This is a genomic window from Myxococcus sp. RHSTA-1-4 (assembly GCF_020037125.1).
GTDB lineage: Bacteria > Myxococcota > Myxococcia > Myxococcales > Myxococcaceae > Myxococcus.
In genome coordinates, this window is sequence record NZ_JAIQDG010000003.1 from 389282 (window position 1) to 415351 (window position 26070).

A 26070-nucleotide genomic window follows, 5' to 3' on the forward strand; every position below is an offset into this window, starting at 1 on the left:
TCCCGTCAGGGCGGAGTGAGTGTCGGGCCAACGTTACTGGACCGCGAGAACATGATGGGCTCCGAGGCATTTCGCCCTCCGCGCGACGCGGCCTGACCACCACGTGACACCGGCCCTCCGAGGCAGGGCCTCCACCCGGGTGCCCCAGGTAGGGTGCCTCCGCTCGGGGCCGGGCCGCCGGCCTTCGCCGGACGGGACAGGGCCGTCCGCGGCGGAGGGCCTCTCGTGTCCGTGCTCTCGGAGTTCAAGCAGTTCGCGCTGAAGGGCAACGTGGTGGACCTGGCGGTCGCCGTGGTCATCGGCAATGCGTTCACCGCCATCGTCAACGCGGTGGTGTCGGACCTGGTGATGCCAGTGGTGGGGCTGGTGCTGCCCGGGGGCGACTGGCGCGAGGTCACCGTGTCACCCTTGCAACTGCGCATCGGTCACCTCCTGGGCGCGCTGCTCGACTTCATCATCATCGCCCTGGTGCTGTTCCTCGTGGTGGTGAAGGTGGGCGCGCTGTGGCGCCGCAAGGAGGCGGCGCCTCCACCGCCCGCGACGAAGGTGTGCCCGGAGTGCCGGGAAACCGTCCCCATGGAGGCGCGGCGCTGCCGGGCCTGTACGTCCGTGCTGGAGCCCGTGGCCCCCTCGCGCGCCTGACGTGTTCACCTCCTGGAGGCGGGGAGCGGATGTCGCTTTCCCTTCGCGCCGTCCCGGCTTAAGTCTGGTGTGGGCCGGGTCGCCGGAGGTCGCACGCGCGGATGGTGGAATTCATCGACCAGCTCATCTCCACGCTGGGGCCCCTGGGGCTGCTGGTGCTGGGCGTCGCGGCGGCGCTGGAGTACATCGTCCCGCCCTTTCCCGGAGACACCGTCACCCTGCTGGGAGGCGTGTACGCGGTGCGGGGCACGCAGCCGTGGCCGCTCGTCTTCCTGGCGGTGACGGCGGGCAGCGTCCTGGGCGCGGCCATCAACTACGCGGTGGGCCACTGGCTGGCGCACCGCTTCGCCGCCCACCCCGAGTGGAGCTTCTTCGGCATCACCCACGCGCGGCTGGAAGAGGTGCAGGCCCGGATGCGGCGCAACGGGCCCTGGCTGCTGCTGGTCAACCGCTTCATCCCCGGCATCCGCGGGCTCATCTTCGTGGCCGCGGGCGCCGCGCACATGCCCCGCTTCAACGCGATGGTGCTGGGCGCGCTGTCGGCCATGGCCCACACCGGGTTGGTGCTGGGGTTGGGCGCGGCGGTGGGCGGCAACCTGGAGCAGCTGTCGGCGCTCGTCAGCCGCTACCAGTACGCGGTGATGGGGCTGGTGGGGGTGGGTGTGGTGGCGGTGCTGGTGCGCATGCTGGCCCGGCGGCGCGCGCCGGCCCCGGAGCCCTGAGCGACGAGGCCCGAGTCCAGGGCACGACGACACGGCAGGCTGGGATTGCGCGGCCCCGGCCGGCGCGCTTGAGTCCGGCCCATGCTCTCTCCTGTCCGCTCGTGGAGTCCCCTGCTCGTGGCGCTCGTACTCGCCGTCGGCGGGTGCCGGTGCGGTGACGAGCCCGGCCTGGGCGGCACGCGCGAGGGCTTCCGTCCCCAGGAAGACGCCGTGGACTTCGGCCGCGTCCTGGAGGGCGAGCAGGCACGCCGCCAGGTGACACTCCTGGCCACGGCCCGTGGGGGCATCACGGTGAAGGCGGCCGCGGACGCGCCCTTCTCCGTGGCGATGCCCGAGGTGACGGTGCCGGGCAGCGGCACGGCCACGGTGGAGGTGGTGTTCACCGCGGGCAACGGGGAAGCGGAGGGGACGCTGCTGCTGGAGGGCAGCGGCGACACGGAGTCCGTCCGCCTCACCGGCACGGGCGTGCGTCCCAAGCCGTGTCCCGTCCCCCAGTGCCGCCAGGCGCGCTTCGACGTGGAGTCCGGGGAGTGCATCGAGTCGCCCCAGGAGGACGGGGCCGCCTGCATCCCGGAGAGCCGCTGCCAGGAGAACGGACGCTGCGCGTCGGGCGTGTGCGTGGGCACCCCGCGCTCATGTGACGACGACAACCCGTGCACGGTGGACTCGTGCTCGCCCACGGAGGGCTGTGTGACGTCGCCCGTGGCGTGCCCCGCCCCCACGCGCCCGTGCAGGGTGGGCCTGTGCGACCGGGAAGAGGGCTGCACGGAGGTGGACGCGGCCGACTTCACCCCGTGCGGCTCCTTCGACTGCAAGGAGTCCAACGTCTGCTTCAAGGGCTCCTGCATCAAGGCCCCCACGCCGGAAGGCACCGTCTGCGCGCCCGCCACGGCGTGCCAGGGGGAGGGCACCTGCCAGGATGGCGAGTGCGAGCGCCCGGACGCGGGAGACCTCGAGTACGTGTTCCGACAGGAGCTGGGCGGCGAGCCTGTGGCCGAGGACGGCGGGCCCGTGCTGCTCGTCCAGGACGGGGCCCTCTTCGCCTCCGTGTGCGGCGGTGACGCGGGCTGCCGGCTCGTCTCCTTCACGTCCGGTGGATTGCTGCGCTTCGAGTCGCCCTACCCGGACGGCGGCGCGCGCACGCTGCTGGCCGCGTCGGACGCGGGCGTGGTGGTGCTCGCGACGGAGGGACTGGAGGGCTATGCCCCGCGAGGCGACGGCGCGCGGCTGTGGGAGGCGCCATACGCGACGATGCCGCCCCCGCCGGACTCCTTCGCGGACGCGGGCGCGTGGCGTGGAGCGACGGGCGCCGGGCGGGTGGCGCTCACCGGGGAAGGCGATGTCTGGGCGTACGTGGACTGGTGGCCCTTGGAGAGGGGGAATGACGGAGGAGCGGTGTCTCTCCCCGGGCCCCTGGCCGCGCGGCTCGTCCGGCTGGCCGGACTCGGAGACGACGCGGGCACACGCGCGTTCGCCGGCGCGCTGGAGACGCGGGGCGCTGCGGAACCTCTCGGCGAGGGCCGCCTCGGCCTGGACGTCGCGGGCACCGTCGTCAGCTACCGGACGGATGGCTGGCTGGCGTTCCTGGATGCGCCGGATGGCGGAGGCACGCGAATGTGGAGCGCGGACCTGAGTGACGGAGGCGTGTCGCCATTCGGCTCCGCGTCGCTGGCCGTGGCGGGAGGCAGGGCCCTGGTGGGGGCCTGGGCCTTCGTGCCCATGGATGGTGGCTCACAGGCCCGGGTGGACTGGGACGGCGGCGCGCGCACGCTGGTGCCGCTGGCGGAGCCGGCGCTGCTGCCGCCGGAGGGCGCGCCGGGCTACCTCTTCGCGCGTGCGTGTGGCCTCGCGGACGGAGGCACGTGCACGCCCGAGGAGGAGCGCGTGGTGCTGCGCGCGGTGGACGCGGAGACGGGCCGGGTGCGGTGGGAGGTGGACGCGCTGCCGAGCCAGGAGCTGCCGGGCACGCTGCACGACGCGACGCTGGTGCGGGGCGGCGCGGTGGGCGTGCTCGCGACGGCGGCGCAGCCGGACGGGCCGCGGGTGTGGTTCCAGCTCTTCGCCGGGGGCGAGCGGCTGGGCATGTGCCCGCTGCCGGGACACCCGCGGCTGGCGGGCGCGGCCTTTGTCGACGGGCGCCTGCACGTCGTGGTGGAGCGCGGCGGCGCGTGGCTGCTGGAGTCGTACGGCGTGGACGGCCAGGCGGAGACGGGCGGCTGGCCCCAGCGGCACGGCGGCGCGTCCGGGGCACGGCGCGAGTCGCCGCCGTGACTCAGGTGGCGGCGTTCGGGTCCACCCAGAGGTCCTCGAAGCGCACCTGCGGCGGCGTCTGGTGCAGCCTCAGTCCCTGCACGGTGGGGCTGGCCGCCGCGTGGATGCGCTCGTGGTACAGGGGAATGAGCGGGCAGTCCTCGTGGAAGAGCTTCTCCGCGCGCAGGTAGAGCTGGTGGCGCAGCCCCGGGTCGATGGACACGCGCGCCTCCGCGGTGATGCGGTCCAGCTCCGGGTTGCGGTAGCCCAGGGGGAAGACGGTCTGCGCGTTGGAGTTGAGGTGGAAGTAGAGGAAGGTGTCCGGGTCCGGGAAGTCCGCCAGCCACCGGTTGCGGAAGGCGGGCAGCTTCCCCTCGCTGGCCCGGGCCGTGTACTCCTCCTGGGACATCTCCACGTGCCTCAGCTCCAGGAGGCCCGCCTGCACCAGCGGGCGGAAGAGCAGCGCGTCCTCGGCGGAGGTGTCGTGGCCGGTGGGGAAGTGCAGGGTGAGCTTCAGCCGGCGCAGGCCCGCGTCGCGCAGGAGCTGCTCGGCGAGCGCCACGTCCGGAACGGGCACGGGCCCCACCTCCACGTCGTCCAGCAGCTCCGGCGGGGTGAGGGTGCGCGCCACGCGGGCGCCCGGGTGGAACTGGTCCACCAGGCCCTGGATGTCCATGCCCGCGCGCAGGGCCCGGCGGACGCGGACGTCGTCGAAGGGCGCCTCGCGCTGGTTGAGCACCACGAAGGCGGTGGAGGGCGTGGTGCTGGTGACGACCTGGAACGGCTCCAGGCCCGGAATCTCCACGTGCTCGGCGCCGAGGAAGGAGACCAGGTCCAGCGCGCCCTGCCGCAGCCGCGCCACGGCCTCCTGCCGTGAGCGGGTGAGCAGGAACTCCAGCCGGTCCACCAGCGGCCCCCCCGCGCGCCAGTAGGCGGGGTTGCGCTCCAGCACCACGCGCTCCTGCTCCAGGGCGAGCAGGCGGAAGGGGCCGGTGCCCACCAGCCGCCCGCCCGAGTCCACCCGGGCCACCGCCGTGGCGGTGAGCGCCATGATGTGCAGGAAGAAGGCCTTGGGCTCGCGCAGGCGGATTTCGAGCGTGCCGTCGTCCAGCACCTCGAGGCCGGACACGTCGCGCGCCAGGCCGGAGGCGAACTCGGGCGCGCCCTCCACGTCCTCCAGCAGGCTGCGGTCCGGCGAGCGCACCGCCGGGTCCAGCAGCCGCTCCAGGTGGCGCTTCACGTCATGCGCGGTGAGCAGCGTGCCGTCGTGGAAGGTGACGCCGCGGCGCAGATGGAAGCGGTAGCGGCGCGCGGTCGGGTCCGCCTCCCAGCGCTCGGCCAGGTCCGGCTCCAGCCCACCGTCCTCCAGCCGAAGGAGGCTGGAGAAGATGCACGAGGTGAGCTCGGCGGCCTGGTTCTCCACGCTGAAGAGAGGGTCCACCGCCTGCCGGTTGCGCAGCGAGGCCGCCTGGTGCAGCCCCACACGCAGCGTGCCGCCGGAGCGGGGCGTGGGCAGCTTGAAGCGGAACACCTCCGCCTCCAGGCCCACCGCCTCGTGGCCCAACTGGTCCACCGTGCGCGTCAGCCCGTCGCTGATGAGGATGACCCGGCGCGCGTCCTCGCGCACCTGCGCCACCTCCTCGCGGATGGAGGTGTCGGCCCGGGTGAGCACCACGTTGGCGGAGCGCAGCTCTTCAATCGCCGCGCTCAGCCGCACCACGGACTCGGACAAGTCGCGTCCGGTGCGGGCCTGGGCCTCCGCCTTCTGCGAGGCGCCCTGGCCCACGCGCGCCATCTCCTGCGTCTGGCGCAGCAGCTCGCGGGCGTGGCCGGACTGCTCAATCGCCATGCGCGTGACGTCCTCCACGCGCCGGGCCACGCGGCGGCTGGCCTCGACCACCGTGGCGCCCTGGGACTCCAGGCGCTGCGTCTCCGCCACCGTGGCCTCCACGGCGGTGAAGGTGCGCTGGGTAATCGTGCGAATCTCCCCCAGCGCCTCGGCGGCGCGGTCGCCCAGCGCCACGCCCGCGGTGGCCTGCTCCCGGCCCTCCTGCACCAGCGTGACGGCGACCTGCACGGCGTCCACCACGCCGGCCACCATGGCGGCGATTTCCCGCGTGGAGCGCGTGGTGCGCTCGGCCAGGTTGCGAATCTCGTTGGCCACGACGCCGAAGGGGCGCCCGTGCTCGCCCGCCTGCGCGGCGATGATGGCGGCGTTGAGGGCGAGCAGGTTCGTCTGGTCGGCGATTTCCTGGATGACGTCGACGATGCGGCCAATCTCCATGGAGCGCGTGCCGAGCATCTCCATCAGCTCGGAGGCCTTCCGGACCGTCTCCGCCACCCGGTACATGCCCTGCACGCTGTCGCCCACCAGCACCTCGCCGCGCTCGGCGGTGGCCGTCACGGCGATGGCGAGCTGGTTCGTCTCGCTGGCGCGGCGGCGCACGGAGTCGATGCCGCCCTCCACCGCGGCCACGAAGTCCTCGGCCTCGCTGGCGAAGCGGCCCAGCTCGTCACCGGAGGAGGCGATGTTGGCCAGCCGCTCGGCCATGGCCTGCATCAGCGCGCTGGTGTTGTGGGCGAAGGTGTTGACCTGCGTGAGCGCGTCCACCACCTGCTCCAGCCGCTCGGTCATCTCCAGCAGCGCGCCGGTGGTGTCGACGGCGAAGACCTCCAGGTGGTGCACGCGCTTGACGGCCACCTGGAGGCTGCCGCCCATGCCGCTGACGGCCTCCAGCGAGCGCTCCACCGCGCCGCCCTGGCGCCGGGCGGCCTCGAGCAGCATGCGGGCCTGCTCGCTGACCTCGTTGCTGGTGCGGTGGAGGTTGGCCGTCACCCGCTGCACCTGGGACAGCGCGCGGCGCAGGGACAGGATGAGCCGGCGCACGTCCTCGTGGCCCTCGAAGCGGGGGCCCACGGTGGTGGTCAGGTCTCCCTCGGCGAGCCGCCCCATGACCTGCCGGCGCAGGCGGCGGCGGCGCGCCGCCCAGCGGAACCACGCGAGGTAGCCGCCGACGAGGTAGAGCACGGGCGTGGCGAGCAGCACCACCGCCCACGTCGAGGTGGGCAGCGGGCCACTCACGGCGCGCAGCAGTCCCCCCAGGACGAGCGCGGAGATGAGGCCCGCGGCCAGGCCGAACGCGAACAGGTACCGTTTGGCGCCCATGAACGGGTGGAACGCTACCCCGGCTTCTCGCTCCGGTCCTCAAAAGGCCGCAGACTGGGGGCCGTGGCCGCCCTGCTCGCCCTTTTGCTCCTTGCTCTTCCAGCGAAGCCCGTGAACCCTGGCGGGGAGGGCGGGTCAGCGCGGCCTCGCGGGGAGTCCACGCGCTTCGTCTTCGCCTGGCGAGGGGTGCCGGTGGGCACGGTGACGCTGACGCGGGCGCCGGGGCGCTTCACGTACGTCAGCCGGCACCTGCACACGCGCGACGGCCAGCCGGGCGAGCGCCGGCGCGAGGTGACGCTGGAGGTGGATGGGGCGGGGCGGGTGAGGGGGGCGCAGGGCGGCGATAGGGCCAGGCAAGGGGAGACCTCGGACACGGTGGCTCGGGTACCGGGCATGGGGGGCGCGAGAGGGATGGACGCCGCGGCGCGGGGGCGGGGCTCGCGGGAGGCGGATGCGGCGAGGCGCGGGCTGCCCTCGGATGGCTTGGCGGAGGGCTCGCCGGAGGCGGACGCGGCGGGGCAGGGCGCGCGGGGCCCGGGCGTGGTGCCGCAGGCCCTATGGCTGTGGCACGGGCCGCCGCCCGTGGGCTGCATCACCGGCCGGGAGGAGCTCTCCGGCCGCGAGGGCCCACACTGTGTCACCCGGGCCGACGGACGGCAGGTGGAGGGCACGCTCCTCGGGACTCCCTTCCGCGCGCGCTACGGCGAGGCCGGGCGCCTGGAGGTGCTGGAGGTGGGCGACTCGCGCTTCACCGTGGCGGCGCCGGGCGAGCGGCTGCGCGCACCGCCGGAGCTCTTCGCGGAGGGCCTGCCCGTGGAGGGCACGCGCGGGGCCCTGGCGCTGGAACCGCCGCTGGAGGTGCCCGCGCGCCTGGAAGGGATGACCCCCTGGGACGCGGGCCCGGCGCGAGCGCTGGCGGCGAGGGTGCACGCGGCCTTCACCGACAAAGGCCCCGGCGCCGCGGACTGGAACGAGGACGGACAGGGCGAGGCGGGCGGCTGCCTCGCGCACGCGCTTCGCTTCGCGGCGGGAGCGCGGGAGCGCGGCGTGAAGGTCGCGCTGGTGCACGGGCTCCTGGTGGTGGACGGCGGCCCGGCGCGGCCGCATGCGTGGGTGCGCGTGGCGCTGGCGCGGGGCGGGACGCTGGACCTGGACCCCACCTCGCTGGACGCCGTGAGGCCGGACACGCACCTGCCGGTGGCGCTGGAGGACGCGCGAGGCCCCGCGCTGGACGCGGGGGCCCGGTGGCTGTCGCTGCTGCGCGGGGCGCACCGGGTGGTGCGCCGGCCGTGACGTGGGGGCGGGCTACTCGAAGGGGATGATGGACAGCTTCGCGCCGGCCTCCGCGCCCAGCGCCTCCTTGGCGCGGGCGGGCAGGTAGACCACGGTGTTGTCCACCCGCGCCTGGCAGCGCACGGAGCGGAAGCGGTTGCGGCCGGATTCCCGCTCGAAGGCGACGAGCACGTCGTCTCCCTCCAATTCGAAGTCCTCCTCGGCCAGCTTCACCGTGCGGTACTTGCGAATCAGGGTGACGTCGCCGGTGTCGGCCTCGAAGTGGGGGCCGCCGTCGAACGGGTCGATGCGCTCCACGTACCGGAAGCCGATGCGCTCCAGCATGCGCTGCACGCCGCGCGTCTGGGGGCCCACCTCGCCCAGCACCTTCTGCACGCGGTCCGGGAAGAGGGACGCGTAGATGTCCGAGGAGGGGAACAGCTCCTTGATGAACTCCTTGTTCTGCCGGCTGAGGCGGTCCGCCTCCTGGTAGGTGAGGGCGGTGAACTTCTTGCCGCACGCCTCCCACAGCAGGCTGCGCCCGTCCGGCAGCAGCGGCGGCAGCAGCTCCGCCAGCACGCGCGGGCGGAACAGCCGCCGGTGCATGGCGATGAAGAGGAAGCGCACGTAGGACAGCTGCTTGCCGGGCTTGTCCGCCGTGGCGCGGTAGGGCGGGTCCACGACGAGGCCGCCGATTTCGGTGGGGCCCTCGTAGTTGTAGGCGATGGAGAGCACCTTGTGGCGCAGGTGCCGCTCGAGGGACGCGGAGTAGTGCTCGCGCTCGCTCACCTCGTAGTAGATGTGCGGCGCCTCGTACGTCCCATGCTGGGCGATAATCATGGACGTGCCGATGATGAGGTTGTTGCGCACGTCCTCCAGCACGAAGAGGTACTCGCGGTCGAAGGGGTTCTTCACCTTTCCCGCGAAGCTCTTCACCGACTTGTCGATGATGGCCTCGAGCGTCTCCTCGTTGTTCGGCAGGTTCACCGTGTTGAGCACGGCGGCGAGCCGCTTGAGGCCGGCCAGGTCGGTCTTCTGGACGTCACGCAGGACAAGCATGGGTGCACCCGGGACGCTCCCGCCATGGGGGCGCCGGAAGGGGTGTGGACCATACACCACGCCTGCGGGCAGTCAGCCTCCAGGTTGCCCGCTCTGTTGGTGGCGCGACGCGTCAGGGGTGGGTCCGCCGGGCCGGCCGGGGGGTGAAGCCGGCCCTCGCCCGGGGTGAAACATTGTCAAATCCAGCCAGGGGCCCGCATGGCCGGCTGCCCTGTTGTCAGACGGCTGGGAAGGAATTGGCGGGGGAATGAATCACGGAATGTCTTGCGCTACGGTGTGTCAATCGTTGGCTGTCAAACCTTCGCAAGGACACATCATTGAGACCCTTCGTCCCCGTAGCGCTTGCGATGTGGCTGGTTCCCTTCCTGGCCTCGGCCGGAATCGTGTGGCGTGGTGACTTCGAGACGGGGGACCGCTCGCAGTACACCGGCACGCAGATGGTGAGCGCGGACCGGCTGCAGGTGGTGACCTCCCCCGTGGCGGAAGGAAAGTACGCGCTGAAGGCGACGGTGCGGCAGGGCGACGACCCCATCAACTCCAGCGGGAATCGGAACGAGCTGGTGTACCAGGGCCGGGAGGCGGTGGGCTCGGAGTACTACTACCGCTGGAAGGTGATGTTCCCGGCGGACTACCCGAGCGCGGATACGTGGCAGCTCTTCACGCAGTGGCACCACGACGGGTGCTGCGGTTCTCCGCCGGTGGAGTTCTACGTGAAGGGGGAGGAGATCCGCTTCTCGCTGCCGGGCACGGAGGAGGTGCCGTGGCGCACGAAGCTGGTCCGCGGCGTGTGGCACGAGTTCATCCTGCACGCGAAGTGGTCCTCGGACCCGGAGGTGGGCTTCGTCGAGCTGTGGCACAACAAGGAGCTCGTGCTGCCCAAGCGGGGCGCGATGACGATGTACTCGGGGCAGAAGAACTACCTGAAGCTCGGGCTGTATCGGAATGACACCGTGCAGCCGGTGGGCGTCGTCTACCACGATGGTTTCGTGCAGGCGACGACGCTGGCGGACGTGATGACCCCGGAGGAGGAGCCCGCTCCGCCGCCGGTGGATGCGGGGACTCCGCCCGTGGATGCGGGGACTCCTCCTCCCGTGGATGCCGGCACGCCGCCGGTGGACGCGGGGAGCCCGGATGATGGGGACGAGGGCCCGGCGGAGGAGCCTGTCGAGGTAGATGCGGGGACTCCTCCGCCCGTGGTGGTGGAGCCGGAGCCGGGACCGGCGATGCCCGACACGGGCGTGCCGCCGGTGCCGGGCATCTCCTCGGATGAGGAGCTGAGCGCGGGAGTGGGCTGCACGAGCACGGGCGGCGGACCGCTGGCGGCCTTCGCGCTGCTGGGGCTGCTGGGCGTGGTGCGGACGCTGCGGCGGCGGAGCTGAGGCGTGCCGGGGCGCGCGGGCCATGGGGCTCGCGCGCCTTGCTCCCGCGGTCATTCCCGCGCACGGCTCGCGAGCCATGAGTCGCGCGCCTTGCTCCCGCGGTCATGCCCTCGCAGTGCTCGCGGGCCTGCGAGAGGGCGTGGAGCTGGGGCGGTCCGTTGTTGGCTTGACCTGGTGAATGCCTCGGCCTTGAGTGGCGCGGCTCGGGCCCGGGACACGGGCTCCCCGGCTGGAGGGTTCACATGGTGTCGCGTGGCTGGTGGCCCCTGCTGGGGGTGTTGTTGGCCGGGTGCAGCGGCACCACGCAGGTGGTGCGCCTGGAGACCGGACAGGGCGAGCCCATCGTCCACGTTCCGCGCACCGCGGACACCGAGCCGGTCGAGCTGGACGAGGACGATTTCCAGGAGGGAATGGCGGAGGTGGTACGTGGCGTCCGGCCCTCGCCCCGTCCTCAAGAGGCCGCGCGAGTCCTGTTCCAGATGGACGCGCGCGGCGGCACGTATACTTACGATCCGCGCAGCCGCCGCATCACTCCGATAGAGCCGGGCGAGCACCTGGATGCGGAGCTTCCGGAAGTAGAGGTGAAGCTGACGCGCACCTACCTGGCATGGTGCGAGCGCACCGGCCGGAAAGGCGACTGCCTGTGGTTGCTGGTGGAGAGCCCCACCGTTACCGGGGACGGGCGCTTCGCGCTGGCGCTGGCTCTGGCGAAGGGAGCCGTCCTGGAGGAGATGCTGGAGACCTTCAAGGACATGGCGGACCCGGAGGCCATGGTGGCCGCGGCTTTGTGGACGATGACGATGTACGCAATCTTGTGGACGGTGCCGGAGCCTTTCTCGAAGGGGGTGGCCGCGACGCTGACGGCGGTGCTCATCGTCTACGTCGGGGTGGACACGTTCAAAGGGCTCATCCAGGGCTTCCGGCGCCTCTGGGACGAGTCGGAGCGAGCGAACACCTTCGATGAACTGCGCGAAGCGGGAGAGCGCTACGGGAAGGTGATGGGGAGGAACGCGGCGCGGGCGTTCGCGATGCTGGCGATGGCGGCGGTTGGGAGCACGCCGACGGCATTCGCGGCGAAGTTGCCGAAGCTGCCCGGGGCGGCGCAGGCGACGGTGCGGGCCGAGGCACAGGCCGGAATCCTCTACGGAGCCGTGGAGCAGGTGGAGATGGTGGCCGTGACGGCCGAGGGCATCACCATCGGCCTCGCGCCCGGGGCGGTGGCCATGGCTTCTCATGGCGCGAATTCTTCGGCCGCGTCCCAGAAGCCCGGATTCAGGGCATGGAAGACGCACAGTGGCTTCACGAAGGCGATGGGGAAGGCGGGTCCAGGGAAGGAGTGGCACCACATCGTGGAGCAGACGCCGGGCAACGTGCAGCGGTTCGGTCCCGAGGCCATCCACAACACCGAGAACGTCATCCCACTGGACAAGGGGCTGCACACCCGGGTGAGCGCGTTCTACTCGTCGATTCGAGAAGGTATCACCCGGTCCCCTCGCCTCACAGTGAGGCAGTGGCTCAGCACCCAGTCCTACGAGGCGCAACGCGACTTCGGGCTGCTGGCTATCGAGAACATCAGGAAGGGAATCTGGAGATGAACCTGCGGGAACTCGCGGAGGAGTTCGCGGAGAACGTTGCCGCCCAGACGGATGCCATCTGGAGCGGAAATGCCAGGAAGGGAAACAGGCACGCTAAACGGTACATCGCTGCATTCAAGAAGCTGCGGGAGCAGGGGGAGGCGGGGATGGATGCTCTTGCCGAACTGTTCACCCACTCTCGTATGGACGTCCGCGTCAAGGCGGCAATCTATCTGCTGAGCGAGCGCCCCGCGGACGCCAGGCCCGTTCTGGAGGAGGCCGCGAAGAGTGAAGGAATGATTCCGTTCGAGGCGTCTCAGGCCTTGAAGTACTTGAACGAAGGTACCTGGTACCTCGACATCGAGTAGCCCCGACTCCCCGCACAGGCGCTTGAAGCCCTCGTCGACCCGTGGGAGGAAACTCCGCCCATGAGCGACGACGCGCGTGACGGTGACGGAGCGGTGCCCCATCTGACTCCGGAGGAGTTCCGGAAGCTCGGGCACCGGATGGTGGACTGGATTGCGGACTACTGGACCCGCCTGGACTCCTTCCCCGTCCGCTCGCAGGTCGCACCGGGCGACGTGGCCTCGAAGCTCCCCGCCCATCCTCCCGAGGATGGCCTGTCCGGCGAGAAGGCCTGGGACGCCGTCTTCCGAGACCTCGAGGACGTCGTCCTCCCCGGAATCACGCACTGGCAGTCCCCCTCCTTCTTCGCCTACTTCCCCGCCAACGCCTCCGGCCCCGCCGTGCTCGGCGAGCTCCTGTCCGCGGGCCTGGGCGTGCAGGGCATGCTCTGGTCCACCAGCCCCGCCGCCACGGAGATGGAGACCCGTGTGCTGGACTGGCTCGCGGAGCTGACCGGCCTGCCCGAGGCCTACCACTCCACCTCCGCCACCGGCGGCGGCGTCATCCAGGGCACCGCGAGCGAGGCCACCCTCGTCGCCATGGTCTCCGCCCGCGAGCGTGTCCGCCGCCAGGGCGCTCCGGCCGACTCGCAATGGGTGGCCTATGCCTCCACGCAGGCGCACTCGTCCGTGCTCAAGGCGGCCATGCTCTGCGGCGTCGCCCGGGGCGCGGACGACACGGTCCACGTGCGCCAGCTCGAGACGGATGCCCACTACGCCCTGCGCCCGGACGTCCTGGAGCGCGCCATCCGCGAGGACCTCGCGGCGGGCCGTCGCCCCTTCTTCGTCTGCGCCACGATGGGGACCACCTCCTCCGGAGCCTTCGACCCCGTCGGCGCCCTGGGCGGTGTCCTGGAGCGCACGGGCGTGAAGGCCGCGGGCGGTTGGCTGCACGTGGACGCCGCGTGGGCGGGCGCCGCGCTGGTGTGCCCCGAGCACCGCGGCCTCCTGAACGGTGTGGAGGTGGCGGACTCGTTCGCCTTCAACCCGCACAAGTGGCTGCTCACCAACTTCGACTGCAATGCCTTCTACACGCGGGAGAAGCGCGCCCTGCTGGACGCCCTCAGCGTGATGCCCGAGTACCTGCGCAACGCGGCGAGCGCGAGCGGGGCCGTCATCGACTACCGCGACTGGCAGGTGCCGCTGGGCCGCCGCTTCCGCGCGCTGAAGCTCTGGTTCGTGCTGCGGCACTATGGTGCACGCGGCCTGCGCGCCCACGTCCGCGGGCACATCCGCATGGCCGAGCACTTCCAGTCCTGGGTGTCCGCCGACGCCCGCTTCGAGGTCGCCGCGCCGCGCTCCCTGGCCCTGGTGTGCTTCCGCCTCAAGCCGCTGCCCGGTGAGGCGCCCGAGGCCACCGATGCGCGCAACCGCACCCTGCTGGAGCGGGTGAACGCGACGGGGAAGTTGTTCCTCACGCACACGGTGCTGCCCGCCGTGGACGGCCGGCCGCCCCGCTATGTGCTGCGCATGGCCATCGGCGGCACGTACACGGAGGAGCGGCACGTGCGCGCCGCCTGGGAGGCGCTCTCCGCCGCGGTGTGAGCCCCGGTTGGCCTCGTTCAACTCTGACCTATGGTCTCCCCCTCCACGCTGTGTCCGTCCGTGGCCCGAAATCACGGCGGACCTCATGCGTCTGGTTCGACGCTTCCACCCGTCGTCCCCTGGGATTCCTCATGCGACCCACACTGTTCCTCGCCCTGTGCACCCTGCTGGGCTGTGCCCACTCACCGTCACAGGGGACGGCCGCGCCGGAAGTCTCCACCGCCGTCACGACGGAGGCGCCCCGTCCCGCCGAGCCTTCACCCGAGGTCCGCCAGGCCATGTGGCAGGCCGCGGTCGCCATCGAGTCGGGGGACGCCGCGAAGGGGCTCGCGGAGCTGCAGCGGCTCTGGAACGAGGGGCATCACCACTACGAGGTCGCCTGGTTCGCGGCCTATGGCGCGGTGGGTACGGGAGACAACGCCGCGGCCTTCACCTGGCTGGAGCGCGCCGTGGAGCAGGGCATGAGCGTCCCGGATGACCTGCTGAAGGACAGGCCGCTGGCGCCGCTGCGGAGCATGCCGGGCTACGACGCGCTGGTGGCGCGCGCCCGGCAGAACGCGCTCGACGCCCGGGTGGCGGGCAACGTGGGCGCGGGGCTGGAGAAGACCCCTCCAGCGGAGGCGGGGCTGTCCGAGCCGGCGCTGGCGGAGCTGGTGAAGGCGGCCGAGGACTCGGGCTCCTCGGCGCTGGTGCTGCTGCGCCACGGCAAGCTGGTGGGGGAGTGGTACTTCGGCGGGGAGACCCGGCGCATCGAGTCCATGTCCGCCACCAAGGCCGTGGTGGCGCTGGCCATTGGCCTGCTCATCGACGATGGGAAGATTCCCTCCGCGGACACGCCCGTGTCCGCCTTCTTCCCCGAGTGGAAGGAGGGCCTCAAGGCGAAGGTGACGCTGCGGCATCTGCTCAGCCACACGTCGGGGCTGGCCGCCCAACGCACCGCGAAGGACATCTACCAGTCGAAGGACTTCGTCCGGTACGCGCTGGAGGCCGACATCGTGGAGGAGCCGGGCACCCGGTTCTTCTACAACAACAAGGCGACCAACCTCCTGGCGGGCGTGGTGGAGCGCGCCTCGGGCGAGAAGATGGATGTGTACCTGAAGCGCCGCCTCTTCGCGCCGCTCGGCATCCGCGACGTGGTGTGGCAGAAGGACCCGTCCGGCAATCCGCTGGGCATGTCCGGCCTGCGGCTGCACCCGGTGGACTTCGCCAAGGTGGGCCAGCTCCTGCTCCAGAAGGGCGAGTGGCAGGGCCGCCGCGTCCTCTCCGAGTCGTGGATTCGGGAGTGCACCGCCTCGCCGGCCCAGGAGTATGACGCCACCAGCGGGCTGCTGTGGTGGCGCGTCTACGAGCAGACCTTCCGCGTGGTGGGCCGGGAGATGGTGGAGGAGGCGCGCCTCAACGGAATGCCGGAGGAGTCCCTGGCCCGGCTGGCCGACCTCGTGGGCCGTCCGATACCGTCCAAGGACCTCTTGCGCACCCTCTCCGAGCGGCTGGGGGGCATGGAGGGTGTGGCGGCCTTGATACAGAAGAGCGGCCGAGCCCAGTTCCGCACGCAGGTGGTGGGCCCGTCCCGGGGCTACGCCGCGAAAGGGCAGTCCGGGCAGGTGCTGATGGTACTGCCCGAGCAGGGCCTGGTCGCGGTCCGCATGGCGGTGCCGAAGGGCCGCGTCCCGGAGCACGTCCTCGAGTTCCCCCGCTTCACCGAGCTGGTGCTGAAGCTCGTCCCTCCCGTTACGCCCACCGCCAGCACCCGCTGACCGCCTGTCCGCCCGCCCGCTCACTGAAAGCCTTGCGGCGCGGGCCGTGTGGCATCATGTCCTCCCTGCATGGAGCCCCACCGCCGCGTCGCGCTCGTCCTGAGCTACCAGTACCCGGGCAAGTACGCCTTCACCGTGCTGGCGGGGGCCGTGGAGTCGGACCCGGCGCTCGCGGGCGTGACGCTCCACTTCCCGAGGGACCGCGAGACGCTGCTGTCCACCGTGCGCGAGCGCGCCGACGCGGGCGACACCGTGGTGGCCGCATGGTCCTTCTACTCGGCCAGCTTCGCCGCGTCGGCGGGGGAGCTCGCCTGGGTGCGTGAGCGGCTGGAGGGGCGCGACGTGCTGTGCATCGCCGGCGGCGTCCACGCCACCGCCGAGCCGCTCCAGACGCTCCAGGCCGGCTTCGACCTCATCGCCGTGGGCGAGGGCGAGCACACCCTGCGCGGGCTGCTCGGTCGTGTGTTGCGTGGCGAGGACCCCCGCGCCACGCACGGTGTCGCGTACCTGAAGGACGGGAAGTTGGTACAGAACGGCCGGGGCGAGGGCGTGGTGCTCGACGACTTCCCTCCGTTCGCCGCGCGCCACTCCATGTTCGGCGCCATCGAAATCACGCGCGGCTGCATCTACGCCTGCCGCTTCTGCCAGACGCCCTTCATGAGCAAGGCGCGCTTCCGCCACCGCTCCGTCGCCAACGTGGCGCAATGGGCGCGCGAGCTGCGCCGCTCGGGCCGGCGGGACATCCGCTTCATCACCCCCACGTCCCTGTCCTACGGCACCGCCGACGAGTCGGTGAACCTGGCTGCCGTGGAGGACCTGCTCGCGGCGGTGCGCGAGGCCATGGCCCCGGACGGCCGCATCTACTACGGCACCTTCCCCTCCGAGGTGCGCCCCGAGCACGTCACCCCCGAGGCGCTGGCGCTCCTCAAGCGCTACGTGCACAACGACAACCTCATCATCGGCGGCCAGTCCGGCTCCGAGCGCGTCCTCCAGGCCACCCGCCGCGGGCACGACGTGGAGACGGTGGTGCGCGCCACCCGCATCGCGGTGGAGTGCGGCTTCGTGCCCAACGTGGACTTCATCCTCGGGCTGCCCGGCGAGGAGCCCTCGGACGTGGACGCCACCGTCGCGCTGATGGAGCGGCTGGCGGCGCTGGGGGCCCGCGTGCACGGGCACACCTTCATGCCGCTGCCGGGCACGCCCTTCCGGGACGCCCCCGCCGGACGGGTGGACGGGGAGACGCAGCGCAAGCTGGACCGGCTGGCCTCGCAGGGCCGGCTGTACGGCCACTGGAAGCAGCAGGCCGTGCTCGCCGAGGGCATCGTCTCCCGCCGCCGGCCCCGGGCGGGCTGAGGCCGCTCCGGAGCCGGCGTGGACGCGGCGGCTCAGTCAGGACTCGGATGAGTCCTGCCATGGAGCCGCCTTGGCCACGCGGTAGCCGCAACGGTAACTCGGGCATGTTCGGAGTGCCGGGAGACCGAGGACCCGCGAAGCCCAAGGCCCTGTCTCCCATGCCACGACTTTTCGCCATGTCAGCCCCCCGGGCCGCCATGCACGGAATGGAGCCGAGGGTTGCTGGCGATAAGGGCCATTAAGGGGTGGGTACAGCCTGGGTGCCGACCTGCGTCTTCTTCCCCTTCGAAGCCCCTGCTCCGCTCCCCACCTGGCGGACAGGCTCCAACGCTTTTCCCAGCAACCCTCAGCCTCCGTTCCGCGTGGCCCGCCACGCGCTCACCACATGGGCCCCGCCTGTCCACCTTGTCAGCCCTCCCGCCCAGGCCGCCATGCGTGGAATGGAGCCTCCGTTCCGCGAGGTCCGCGCAAGCCCGCACCGCTTCATCAGCCTTACCTCTTCCGCTTTGTCACCTGCCCTGGGCCGCCCATGCGCGGAATGGAGCGTCCGTTCCGCGTGACCCGCCAGGTCCTCGCCGACGGCGGGCCCCAGCCTCCCCGCCATGTCAGACCCCTGAGGTAGACACCATGCCGCGGGAGGAGCGCTCCTTTCAGTGGAGCGTCGTCCCAGGGGCGAGAGGGAGGGGAAGGGGTATGTGGACGGCGGAGCAGCTGTACCTCATGAGCATGCGGGACTCGGCGGCGGTGATGGCGCGGCGGGGCTACGGCAACGTGCGGGCCGAGGAGATGGCGAGGGCCGCGAACCTGTCGGTGGGCAGCTTCTACCGGCGCTACGGTAGCAAGGGCGCCTTCGCCCACCGGGTGCGCCAGTGGGCCGAGAGCGAGCTGTGCCGCATCGCGCGCATCGTCTTCGAGGTGGAGCCGAGCTCGCGGGAGGACCGCAACTTCCGTCATACCTTCGAGGACTTCTGGCAGCAGCTGGCCTGGTTCGCGACGCGGAGGCCGGAGTGCTTCCACTTCGCCTTCATGCACTGGCACGAGGACTCGCTCGAGCCGCAGTCCTTTGGGGACGAGGCGCGGGCGCTGGTGCGCGAGGTGCTGGCCCTCGGTGAGCGCGAGGGGGCGCTGGCGCCGGGCAGCGTCCGGGTGGGGGAGGGCCTCATCTGGGGAGCGCTGGCGGAGCTGGTTCGCGCGCTGGCCCGGGGCGAGGAGGCATCGCTGGTCGAAGAGGACGTCAACGCCGCGGGCCGGGCCCTCTGGAAGGCGTTGGCGGCGGAGGAGGACTCGCCTTCCCGAGGCACTGGCATACCTCCTCCGGGGACGGCGGTAACGGGAGATTCCGAGCCCGGAAACGCCAGCACGTCTGCCCCTGCAGCGGCGCACGTCGAGAGCGAGAGGACTGGCGGACCCGCGTTGGTCACCGGAGCTGCATCGCCCGAGACACTCGTCTCCGATGGAATGGTGCCGGGGCATGCACCTCGAGAAAGGGGCGCCCTCTCAACGCGCGTCGCGCCTCCATGCGCGTCGCGGCAGCGCGAGCGCCTGGCCGTGTCACCCGACAGTCGCGTCGTCTGGCCTCAGAGAGGCAGGTGCCCGGGTCCTCGATGGAGGAATGCGAGGGGCGAGCGCCCTGGCTCGCGGGCGGCCGTCAACGCGGCGGGGCATCCCTCAGGGTACGTGCAACGCGCTGGCCTTCATCGAGGGCCGCCCCGGCCGCGCCTTCTTCGATGCACCGCCATGGCCCAGGCACCGCCAGGCGGCGCCCTGCCTCGTGCGAATCCCTACCGCGCCACGAATCAGTCGCCCGCTGCCGGGGAGAGGAGCGCGCCCCGGTCCCACGCCCCGTCCACCGGGCGGGCCCGCTGGGCCAGGTCTCGCGTCACCGCGCCGTAGGCGGTGTTCCCATGGACGTTGATGCCCGTCCCCACGGCGGGGCCGCCCTGCCTTGGCTGGAAGTCACCGCGGGTGAGGTCCTGGAAGACGGTGCCCGCGGTGGCCGTGCCGGTGGTGTCGTCCGCCGCGCTGGATGCCGGCGCGGGCAGCAGCCTGTTGTCCGCGTAGCCGAAGACGAGGTTGCCCCCGCTCTCCAGGATGGGCTGGCCGCCGAGCCCGGCCGCGGCGCGCTGGCTGCCCTCGCTGAAGAAGATGTTGTTCATCAGCTTCCAGCGGGTGGTGCCGCGGCCCTCATTCGAGCCGCCGCTCAGTCCGTATCGCGAGCTGAGCACGGTGTTGTTCGTGAGGATGACGTCCATGTCCGAATCGCACTCGGAGAAGTGCATGGCCGCGACATGGCCGCGGTCCTCGTTCAGTTGCACGACCTCGATGATGTTGTTGGTGAGCGTGATGCGGGCCGGAGTGTTCGTGGAGGAGCAGTTGCCATTGCTATGGATGGCTTCGTTCATCCAGGGGGCTGGGACGTGGTCCGCGCAGATGCGGTTCGACGAGACCTCGGTCGTGCCGGAGTGGCTGCTGAGCTCGAGCGCGTGCAGGGCGAGGAAGCCGAAGGTGGTCGCGCCCCGGACATAGATGTCGTTGCACAGCACCCGGGACGTCCGGCCCTCCGCGGCCGTGACGTCCACTCCCATGACGTAGTTGGTGTCCCTGGTGCTGTAGATGACCTCGACGTAGCTGCGGATGAGCGTTCCCGCCTGCACCCGATGATAGCCCAGCGCCCAGAGCCAGTCGGGGGGGGGCCGGGCCACCAGGCGGAACCCGCCGAACGTCGCACCGTCATGCATGAGCGTGACCGGCCCGCTGTACGTGGTGTGGAATCGGTCGGGGTTCCACTCCGAGAACGTGTCGTCGAAGCCGCCCTTGACGGTGAGCGGGCGGCGGAGTGCCATCTCGAACTCCGGGGACTCCGGGTAAGTCCCCGCGGCGACGCGGACGGTGCTGCCATCGGGCGCGGCCTGGAGGGCGTGCGCCAGCGTGGCCCAGGGGTGCTCCGCGCTGGTGCCGGGATTGCCGTCGTCCCCCCGGCTGGCGCTGACGTAGTACTGGGTGCCAGGCGTGTCGATGCCGCAGGGAATGCCCGCCGCCGGAGGGAATTGGAGCCGGCAGGTGGACGCGAGTGGCCCCGGAGACGGCTGGCGGTCGGTGATGGTGTGAAGCTGCGAGGCAAGGTAGTTCCCGCCTGCGGAGACCCAGTGATGGACGGTGCCGACGGTGGCCTCCTTGAAGAAGTAGTGTGCCGTGCTCTCACCCGCGGGAATGGTGACGCTGGAGATGGGCTGGGTGCAGGCCGCGTCCGCATAGAAGGACTCGCCACCCGAAAGGGTGAGCGTCACGGCGCGGTTCTGTCGGAGGGGCTCGTTCGGCGCTCGCTCGAACTGGACGACCACCTCCCTGGAGCACTGCTCCCGCACGACGGCCTGCGCCGGCGTGAGGAACGCGAGATAGCAGGGCGCCTCGCACTTGAAGTCCGTGGGGGACGTCGGGCCCGGTGGAGGTGTCGGGCCCGGTAGAGGTGTCCGGGGCGGCGTGCTCCGCGGGGAGGAGCCACCGTCCTGGGCGCCGCAGCCCACGACCAGGAGCAGGGCCCCCAGTGCTCCCCAGACAGACGGGAATCGCGTTCTCTTGTGCATGAGCGTCCCTCTCATGGGCAGTCACGGATGTCTGGTCTGAGATGGTGGCAGCCATTAGAGCACAGGTCCGGGCCGGAGATGTCAGGGGTTGCATGACGCGGGAAGACAGGTGGCGGCCGGTACGGTCGGCGGGGCTGGAAGGTGCCGCCACCCCGGCCCCGGGCGGGGTAGTCACTGGTACCCCTTCGTGACTTCTCCGGGCCTCCCCGCCGCGAGGCGCTTAGTATGGGAGCGCGATGTCGTCCTCCGACCCGTCTCCTCCCTATTGGCTCCTCATCTCCGTCCTGTTCAGCTCCCAGCCGCTGACGCCGGCGCTGGCGATGACGCTGCACCAGGCCGCCTTCGACCTGCACCAGCGGGGTGAGGGCTCGAGGGAGGTGGCCGGTGACATGCTGAGCGGCCGGGTAACCAACCTGCGCAAGGACGTGGCCCTGGGGGGCATCGCCGGCCCCGCCTTCGAGGCGGAAATCGAGACCGAGCGCGGCTCCGGCGTGGTGCGCTTCGTCCTCACGCGGCAGGGCCTGGAGCTGATGAAGCAGCAGGAAGCCCCGCTGGCGCCGCCCCGGCCGAAGTACCTCAACTGAGCCGCTGGGGGCCTGCACGGCCGCCCGCTCGGTGCGAATAGAGGGCGTGCGTCCCCACCTTCGAGACAAGGCGTTGAACGAATCCTGCTCGAAGGAGGTCCCACATGGACCCGAAGGACGAGTACCTCAAGCGCAGCGTGGGCATCCCCCTGGACCCGGCGAAGCAGAAGGACCCCGAGGAGGCGGGCGCCGACGTGCCCGCGGAGGGGCGTTCCGAGTACCTCAACGACGTCAGCGGAGTGCAGGGCGGCCAGCGCACCGAGGCCGGGCTTCCGTGGGAGGGCGCTCCCGAGCTGCAGACCGAGTACCGGAAGAAGTACGACGAGAGCAGCAACAAGAGGAAGGGCCGGCGCTGAGCGCCGGTAACACGAAGGGCGGGGCGCGGCCACTTGCGCGTGGCGCACTCCCGCCCCTTCAGGCCACGGCCTGGATGACGCTCAGGTGTCGAGGCTGATCTTGTTCTTGTTGCCCATGTGGAGGATGGAGTTGCCCAGCGTCGCGGCGGAGAGCGAGGCCAGGTCCATCAGCGCCTGCTCCTGCTGCGCCTGCTCCGAGCCCGGCGCCGCCGCGGGGGTGCCCGTGCCCTGCGCCGGGGTGCCCTCCGAGGAGATGGGCGCGCGGCCCACGGCCGACAGGTAGGAGTTCATCAGCCCGGTGTGCGGCGAGCTGCCCACGGACGCCAGCGCCGAGGCGACGACCGCGCCACCGGACGCCATCAGCGGGTCTCCCGGCCGGAAGGCCGCCGCCGACGTGCCGCCCTGGATGAGCGAGCCGAAACCCGTGCGGGAAGCGCCGCTGGTGGCCGGGGGGGTGGGCTGCTGGACCCGGGGACCCGTGAAGGAGTTGATGCGGTTCATGGCGGCTCCGTCGCGGCCCGGAAAAAGGCGCGCACCTCGCGCGCTTCAGGCCTTTGATCCGCATTATCGCCCGTTCCCGCCGGAAGTTGCTTCCGGAGGCCCACAGCCCCCCACAAAAGGCCGGAGGCCGCGGACGGGCGGGCGTGCTGCCCCGCGTCCACGGCCTCCGGTGAGGCTTCAAACCCCTGTGATTCCTAGAACTGGTGCGCCTCGGTGGACTCGTGGAGGGCGAGCGTGCTGGCGTTGCCGCCGGAGATGACCTCGGCCACCTGGTCGAAGTAGCCGGTGCCCACCTCGCGCTGGTGGCGGGTGGCGGTGTAGCCGTCCTTCTCCGCGCCGAACTCGGCCTGCTGCAGCTCGCTGTAGGCCGCCATACCGCGGTCCTTGTACTTCCGGGCCAGCTCGTACATGGCGAAGTTCAGCGCGTGGAAGCCGGCCAGGGTGACGAACTGGAACTTGTAGCCCATGGCGCCCAGCTCACGCTGGAACTTCGCGATGGTGGCGTCGTCCAGGTTCTTCTTCCAGTTGAAGGACGGCGAGCAGTTGTAGGCCAGCAGCTTGTTCGGGTACTTCGCGCGGATGCTCTCGGCGAACTTCTTCGCCTGCGCGAGGTCCGGGGTGCTCGTCTCGCACCACACCAGGTCCGCGTACGGGGCGTACGCCAGGCCGCGGGCGATGGCGCAGTCGAGGCCGCCGTTCAGCCGGTAGAAGCCCTCGCCGGTGCGGCCGGACTTCTTGTCGATGAAGGCGTGGTCGTACTCGTCCGCGTCGCTCATCAGCAGCTTGGCGCTGTCCGCGTCCGTGCGGGCGACGAGGATGGTGGGCACGCCCATGACATCCGCCGCCAGGCGGGCCGCCGTCAGGGTGCGGATGAAGTGGCTGGTGGGCACCAGCACCTTGCCGCCCATGTGGCCACACTTCTTCTCGCTGGCGAGCTGGTCCTCGAAGTGCACGCCCGCGGCGCCGGCCTCAATCATGCCCTTCATCAGCTCGAAGGCGTTGAGCGGGCCACCGAAGCCGGCCTCGGCGTCGGCGATGATGGGCGCGAACCAGTAGCGGTCCTTGCGGCCCTCCGCGTGGTCAATCTGGTCCGCGCGGCGGAAGGCGTTGTTGATCTTCCGCACCACGGTGGGGACGCTGTCCACCGGGTAGAGGCTCTGGTCCGGGTACATCTGCCCGGCCGAGTTGGCGTCCGCCGCCACCTGCCAGCCGGAGAGATAGATGGCCTTCAGGCCCGCGCGCACCATCTGCACCGCCTGGTTGCCGGTGAGGGCGCCCAGCGCGTTGATGTAGTCCTCCGTGTGCATCAGCTCCCAGAGGCGCTTCGCGCCCAGCTCCGCCAGCGTGTAGCTGATGGAGATGGAGCCGCGCAGCTTCTCCACGTCCTTCTGGGTGTAGTTGCGGGTGATGCCCTCGAAGCGCTGAGCGTGGAGCTTGGCGTGAGGGGAAGCTTCGGTCGTCGTCGGCGTGGCGTCGTACATCGCGTGCTCCTCGCTGCGGTTTGAAATGGTGGATGTGGCTGCTGCGGTGTGAAGCGGGGTGGCCTGGGCGGCCCCCTCGAGAAACGTCAGGTGTCCAGCGCCTCGTAGGCGGGCAGGGTGAGGAAGTCCTCGAAGGTGGAGGCGGTGGAGAGCTGCTCGAAGAGGGCGCGGGCGCGCTCCAGGTGGGCGGCGCCGTAGCGCTCCTTCGCGCCCTCCTTCTCGATGCGGGCCATCTCCTCGCCCAGCAGCGTGCGGAACAGCTCCGCCGTCACCTTGCGGCCGTCCTCCAGCGAGGCGCCGTGGTGAATCCACTGCCACACCTGGGCGCGGGAGATTTCGGCGGTGGCCGCGTCCTCCATCAGGTTGTAGAGCGGCACGCAGCCCAGGCCCCCCAACCACGCGGCGGTGTACTGGATGCCCACGCGGATGTTGTGGCGCAGGCCCTCCTCGGTGCGCGTGCCGGAGGGAACCTTGAGCAGGTCGGCCTCGCCAATGCGCACGTCCTCGCGCTTGTTGGCGATTTGATTCGGCCCCTTCATGTGCTCGTCGAAGAGGGCCTTCGCCACCGGCACCAGGCCCGGGTGGGCCACCCACGTCCCGTCGTGGCCGTTCTTCACCTCGCGCAGCTTGTCCGCGCGGACCTTCTCCAGGACGGCCTCGTTGGCCGCGGCGTCGGCCTTGATGGGGATGAAGGCCGCCATGCCGCCCATGGCGTGCACGTTGCGGCGGTGGCAGGTCTGGATGAGCAGCTGCGAGTAGGCGTTGAGGAACGCCTTGTCCATGGTGACCTGGCCGCGGTCCGGCAGGACGACGCGGGTGTCCGACTGGAGCGTCTTGATGAAGCTGAAGATGTAGTCCCAGCGGCCGCAGTTGAGGCCGGCCGAGTGCTCACGCAGCTCGTAGAGGATTTCGTCCATCTCGAACGCGGCGGGCAGCGTCTCGATGAGGACGGTGGCCTTGATGGTGCCGCGCGGGATGCTCAGCTCCGACTGGGCCAGGTGGAACACGTCGTTCCACAGCCGGGCCTCCAGGTGGCTCTGCATCTTCGGCAGGTAGAAGTACGGGCCGGTGCCCCGGGCGAGCTGCTCACGGGCGTTGTGGAAGAAGAAGAGGGCGAAGTCGAAGAGGGAGCCGGAGATGGGCTTGCCGTCGATTTCGACGTGGCGCTCGGGCAGGTGCCAGCCGCGGGGACGCACGAAGAGGACGGCCGTCTTCGGGTTGAGGGCGTACTGCTTGCCGCCCTCCGCGGTGAAGCTGATGGTGCGGCGCACGGCGTCGCGCAGGTTGAGCTGCCCGCGCACCACGTTGTCCCAGGTGGGGCTGTTGGCGTCCTCGAAGTCCGCCATGAAGACGTTCGCGCCCGAGTTGAGCGCGTTGATGATCATCTTCCGGTCCACCGGGCCGGTGATTTCCACGCGGCGGTCCTGGATGTCGGCGGGCAGGGGCGCCACCGTCCAGTCGCCCTCCCGGATGCTCTTCGTCTCCGGAAGGAAGTGGGGCCGCTCACCCTTGCGCCAGGCCTGCTGCACCGTCTTGCGGCGCTCCAGCAGCGCCAGGCGGCGCTCCCCGAAGGCGCGGACCAGCTTCGCGACGAACTCCATGGCCTCGGGCGTGAGCACCGCGGCGTAGTCGGGGTGCCAGGCCCCCTTCACCACGACCCCCGGTCCAAGGGAGGGGGGCTTCACAGAGGGGGCTGAGGCGCTCATCCGGACTCCTTGGCCAGGTGCGTTGTAAATGCCGTGACGCGGTTCGGAAAATGGGCCTTCCGAGTGGGAAATGGAAGGGCGCGTCAAAATCTGCCTGCTTGCCTGTAATCCTGTCAACTGCCTTCGCGTTAAATCTGTAAATCAACGGACGGGGCGACTGGCGGACAGGGGCGGGGAGGCCTCCGGGGCGCGCAATGGGCCGCGCCGGCTTCCGTAGGTAGGAACGAGGGGCGCCGACGCGAAGGGGGCCTCGCTGGGGAGAAACACGCCATGGACACGAAGCGCTGCGCGGACTGTGCGGAGGACATGAAGCTGGAGGCCCGGAAGTGCCCCCGCTGCGGGGCGAGGACGGAGCCGCTGCACCGGGACATGGAGGGGAAGAAGCTGGCCGGCGTGTGCGCGGCGCTGGGGCGTGAGCTCGGGGTGGACGCGGCGCTCCTGCGCGTGGGCTTCGTCGTGGCGCTGGCGGTGAGCGGCGGGACGGCGCTGATGGTGTACCTGCTGCTGTGGGCCTTCACGCCGCCGTCCGCCGTGGGCAGGGCCCCCTTGCAGCGCGCGGTGGACTGGCTCGGCAGCGTCGGCGGCTCGGAGGAGCCGCGCGTCGAGCGGCGCGTGTAAATGCGTCAATGGTTCGGCGCGGGCCGGACCTCGGATGGGGGAGTGCTCACGGGGCAACGGTGATGGCGCCGGGCGCGCGGCCGGGAGGCCCGGCTTGTTATGCCCTCGCCCTCCGCC

At 71.2% G+C, this 26070-nt stretch carries 20 protein-coding genes; 14 read left to right on the plus strand and 6 right to left on the minus strand.

Features of this window, described 5'->3' with window-relative positions:
• Positions 1-225 precede the first annotated feature (225 nt).
• From mscL to K8638_RS07395, 3 genes are all read left to right on the plus strand, one after another.
• Positions 226-642, plus strand: a complete 417-nt coding sequence (mscL, locus tag K8638_RS07385; protein WP_223753715.1) for a large conductance mechanosensitive channel protein MscL — start codon at positions 226-228, stop codon at positions 640-642.
• 101 nt (positions 643-743) lie between these two features.
• Positions 744-1364 carry a DedA family protein gene (locus K8638_RS07390; RefSeq protein ID WP_223753716.1) on the plus strand — a complete coding sequence of 207 codons (621 nt, stop codon included), beginning with the start codon at positions 744-746 and terminating at the stop codon, positions 1362-1364.
• Positions 1365-1445: 81 nt separating this feature from the next.
• On the plus strand, positions 1446-3635 hold the full coding sequence (locus K8638_RS07395) for a hypothetical protein (RefSeq protein WP_223753717.1): 2190 nt from the start codon (positions 1446-1448) through the stop codon (positions 3633-3635).
• A 1-nt stretch (position 3636) separates the two neighbouring features.
• Here the strand turns inward: K8638_RS07395 and K8638_RS07400 are convergent, their stop codons facing one another.
• A complete protein-coding gene (locus K8638_RS07400; RefSeq protein WP_223753718.1) occupies positions 3637-6780 on the minus strand; it encodes an ABC transporter substrate-binding protein in 3144 nt (1047 codons plus the stop codon).
• A 111-nt stretch (positions 6781-6891) separates the two neighbouring features.
• On the opposite strand from K8638_RS07400, the gene K8638_RS07405 reads away from it, so the two are divergent.
• Positions 6892-8073, plus strand: coding sequence for a lasso peptide biosynthesis protein (locus K8638_RS07405; RefSeq protein ID WP_223753719.1), 1182 nt, complete (start codon positions 6892-6894; stop codon positions 8071-8073).
• 12 nt (positions 8074-8085) lie between these two features.
• Here K8638_RS07405 and K8638_RS07410 read toward each other — a convergent pair whose 3' ends face one another.
• Positions 8086-9111: an arginine N-succinyltransferase gene (locus tag K8638_RS07410; RefSeq protein ID WP_223753720.1), complete on the minus strand. Its 1026-nt coding sequence runs from the start codon at positions 9109-9111 to the stop codon at positions 8086-8088.
• A gap of 347 nt (positions 9112-9458) precedes the next feature.
• On the opposite strand from K8638_RS07410, the gene K8638_RS07415 reads away from it, so the two are divergent.
• The 7 genes from K8638_RS07415 to K8638_RS07445 all read left to right on the plus strand — a co-directional run bounded on the left by K8638_RS07415 (position 9459) and on the right by K8638_RS07445 (position 19016).
• On the plus strand, positions 9459-10490 hold the full coding sequence (locus K8638_RS07415) for a polysaccharide lyase (RefSeq protein ID WP_223753721.1): 1032 nt from the start codon (positions 9459-9461) through the stop codon (positions 10488-10490).
• A 242-nt stretch (positions 10491-10732) separates the two neighbouring features.
• Positions 10733-12085 (plus strand): hypothetical protein, encoded by a 1353-nt coding sequence (locus K8638_RS07420; protein ID WP_223753722.1) that lies wholly within the window; start codon positions 10733-10735, stop codon positions 12083-12085.
• Positions 12082-12432, plus strand: coding sequence for a DUF2019 domain-containing protein (locus tag K8638_RS07425; protein WP_223753723.1), 351 nt, complete (start codon positions 12082-12084; stop codon positions 12430-12432). Before K8638_RS07420 ends, K8638_RS07425 begins: the two co-directional genes overlap by 4 nt.
• 60 nt (positions 12433-12492) lie before the next feature.
• Complete coding sequence (locus K8638_RS07430; protein WP_223753724.1) at positions 12493-14013, plus strand: pyridoxal-dependent decarboxylase; 1521 nt, start codon at positions 12493-12495, stop codon at positions 14011-14013.
• A 131-nt stretch (positions 14014-14144) separates the two neighbouring features.
• On the plus strand, positions 14145-15770 hold the full coding sequence (locus K8638_RS07435; RefSeq protein WP_223753725.1) for a serine hydrolase: 1626 nt from the start codon (positions 14145-14147) through the stop codon (positions 15768-15770).
• A gap of 69 nt (positions 15771-15839) precedes the next feature.
• A complete protein-coding gene (locus K8638_RS07440; protein WP_223753726.1) occupies positions 15840-17123 on the plus strand; it encodes a TIGR04013 family B12-binding domain/radical SAM domain-containing protein in 1284 nt (427 codons plus the stop codon).
• A gap of 693 nt (positions 17124-17816) precedes the next feature.
• Positions 17817-19016, plus strand: coding sequence for a TetR/AcrR family transcriptional regulator (locus K8638_RS07445; protein ID WP_223753727.1), 1200 nt, complete (start codon positions 17817-17819; stop codon positions 19014-19016).
• On the opposite strand, the gene K8638_RS07450 is transcribed toward K8638_RS07445, so the two are convergent.
• The gene (locus K8638_RS07450) at positions 18920-20707 is read right to left on the minus strand and encodes a hypothetical protein (protein ID WP_223753728.1); all 1788 of its coding nucleotides are present in this window, start codon (positions 20705-20707) and stop codon (positions 18920-18922) included. The genes K8638_RS07445 and K8638_RS07450 overlap by 97 nt on opposite strands.
• Positions 20708-20943: 236 nt before the next feature.
• Here K8638_RS07450 and K8638_RS07455 point away from each other — a divergent pair, with 236 nt between their 5' ends.
• Together K8638_RS07455 and K8638_RS07460 are read left to right on the plus strand one after the other, a co-directional pair.
• On the plus strand, positions 20944-21291 hold the full coding sequence (locus tag K8638_RS07455) for a hypothetical protein (RefSeq protein WP_223753729.1): 348 nt from the start codon (positions 20944-20946) through the stop codon (positions 21289-21291).
• A 104-nt stretch (positions 21292-21395) separates the two neighbouring features.
• Positions 21396-21647 carry a hypothetical protein gene (locus K8638_RS07460; RefSeq protein WP_223753730.1) on the plus strand — a complete coding sequence of 84 codons (252 nt, stop codon included), beginning with the start codon at positions 21396-21398 and terminating at the stop codon, positions 21645-21647.
• Positions 21648-21728: 81 nt separating this feature from the next.
• Here the strand turns inward: K8638_RS07460 and K8638_RS07465 are convergent, their stop codons facing one another.
• The 3 genes from K8638_RS07465 to aceB all read right to left on the minus strand — a co-directional run bounded on the left by K8638_RS07465 (position 21729) and on the right by aceB (position 25335).
• Complete coding sequence (locus K8638_RS07465; protein ID WP_223753731.1) at positions 21729-22148, minus strand: hypothetical protein; 420 nt, start codon at positions 22146-22148, stop codon at positions 21729-21731.
• Positions 22149-22342: 194 nt separating this feature from the next.
• Positions 22343-23629, minus strand: coding sequence for an isocitrate lyase (gene aceA / locus K8638_RS07470; RefSeq protein WP_223753732.1), 1287 nt, complete (start codon positions 23627-23629; stop codon positions 22343-22345).
• 86 nt (positions 23630-23715) lie between these two features.
• Entirely contained in the window at positions 23716-25335 is a 1620-nt protein-coding gene (gene aceB / locus K8638_RS07475; RefSeq protein WP_223753733.1) for a malate synthase A, read from the minus strand.
• A 270-nt stretch (positions 25336-25605) separates the two neighbouring features.
• Here aceB and K8638_RS07480 point away from each other — a divergent pair, with 270 nt between their 5' ends.
• On the plus strand, positions 25606-25953 hold the full coding sequence (locus tag K8638_RS07480; protein ID WP_223753734.1) for a PspC domain-containing protein: 348 nt from the start codon (positions 25606-25608) through the stop codon (positions 25951-25953).
• Positions 25954-26070: the final 117 nt, after the last annotated feature.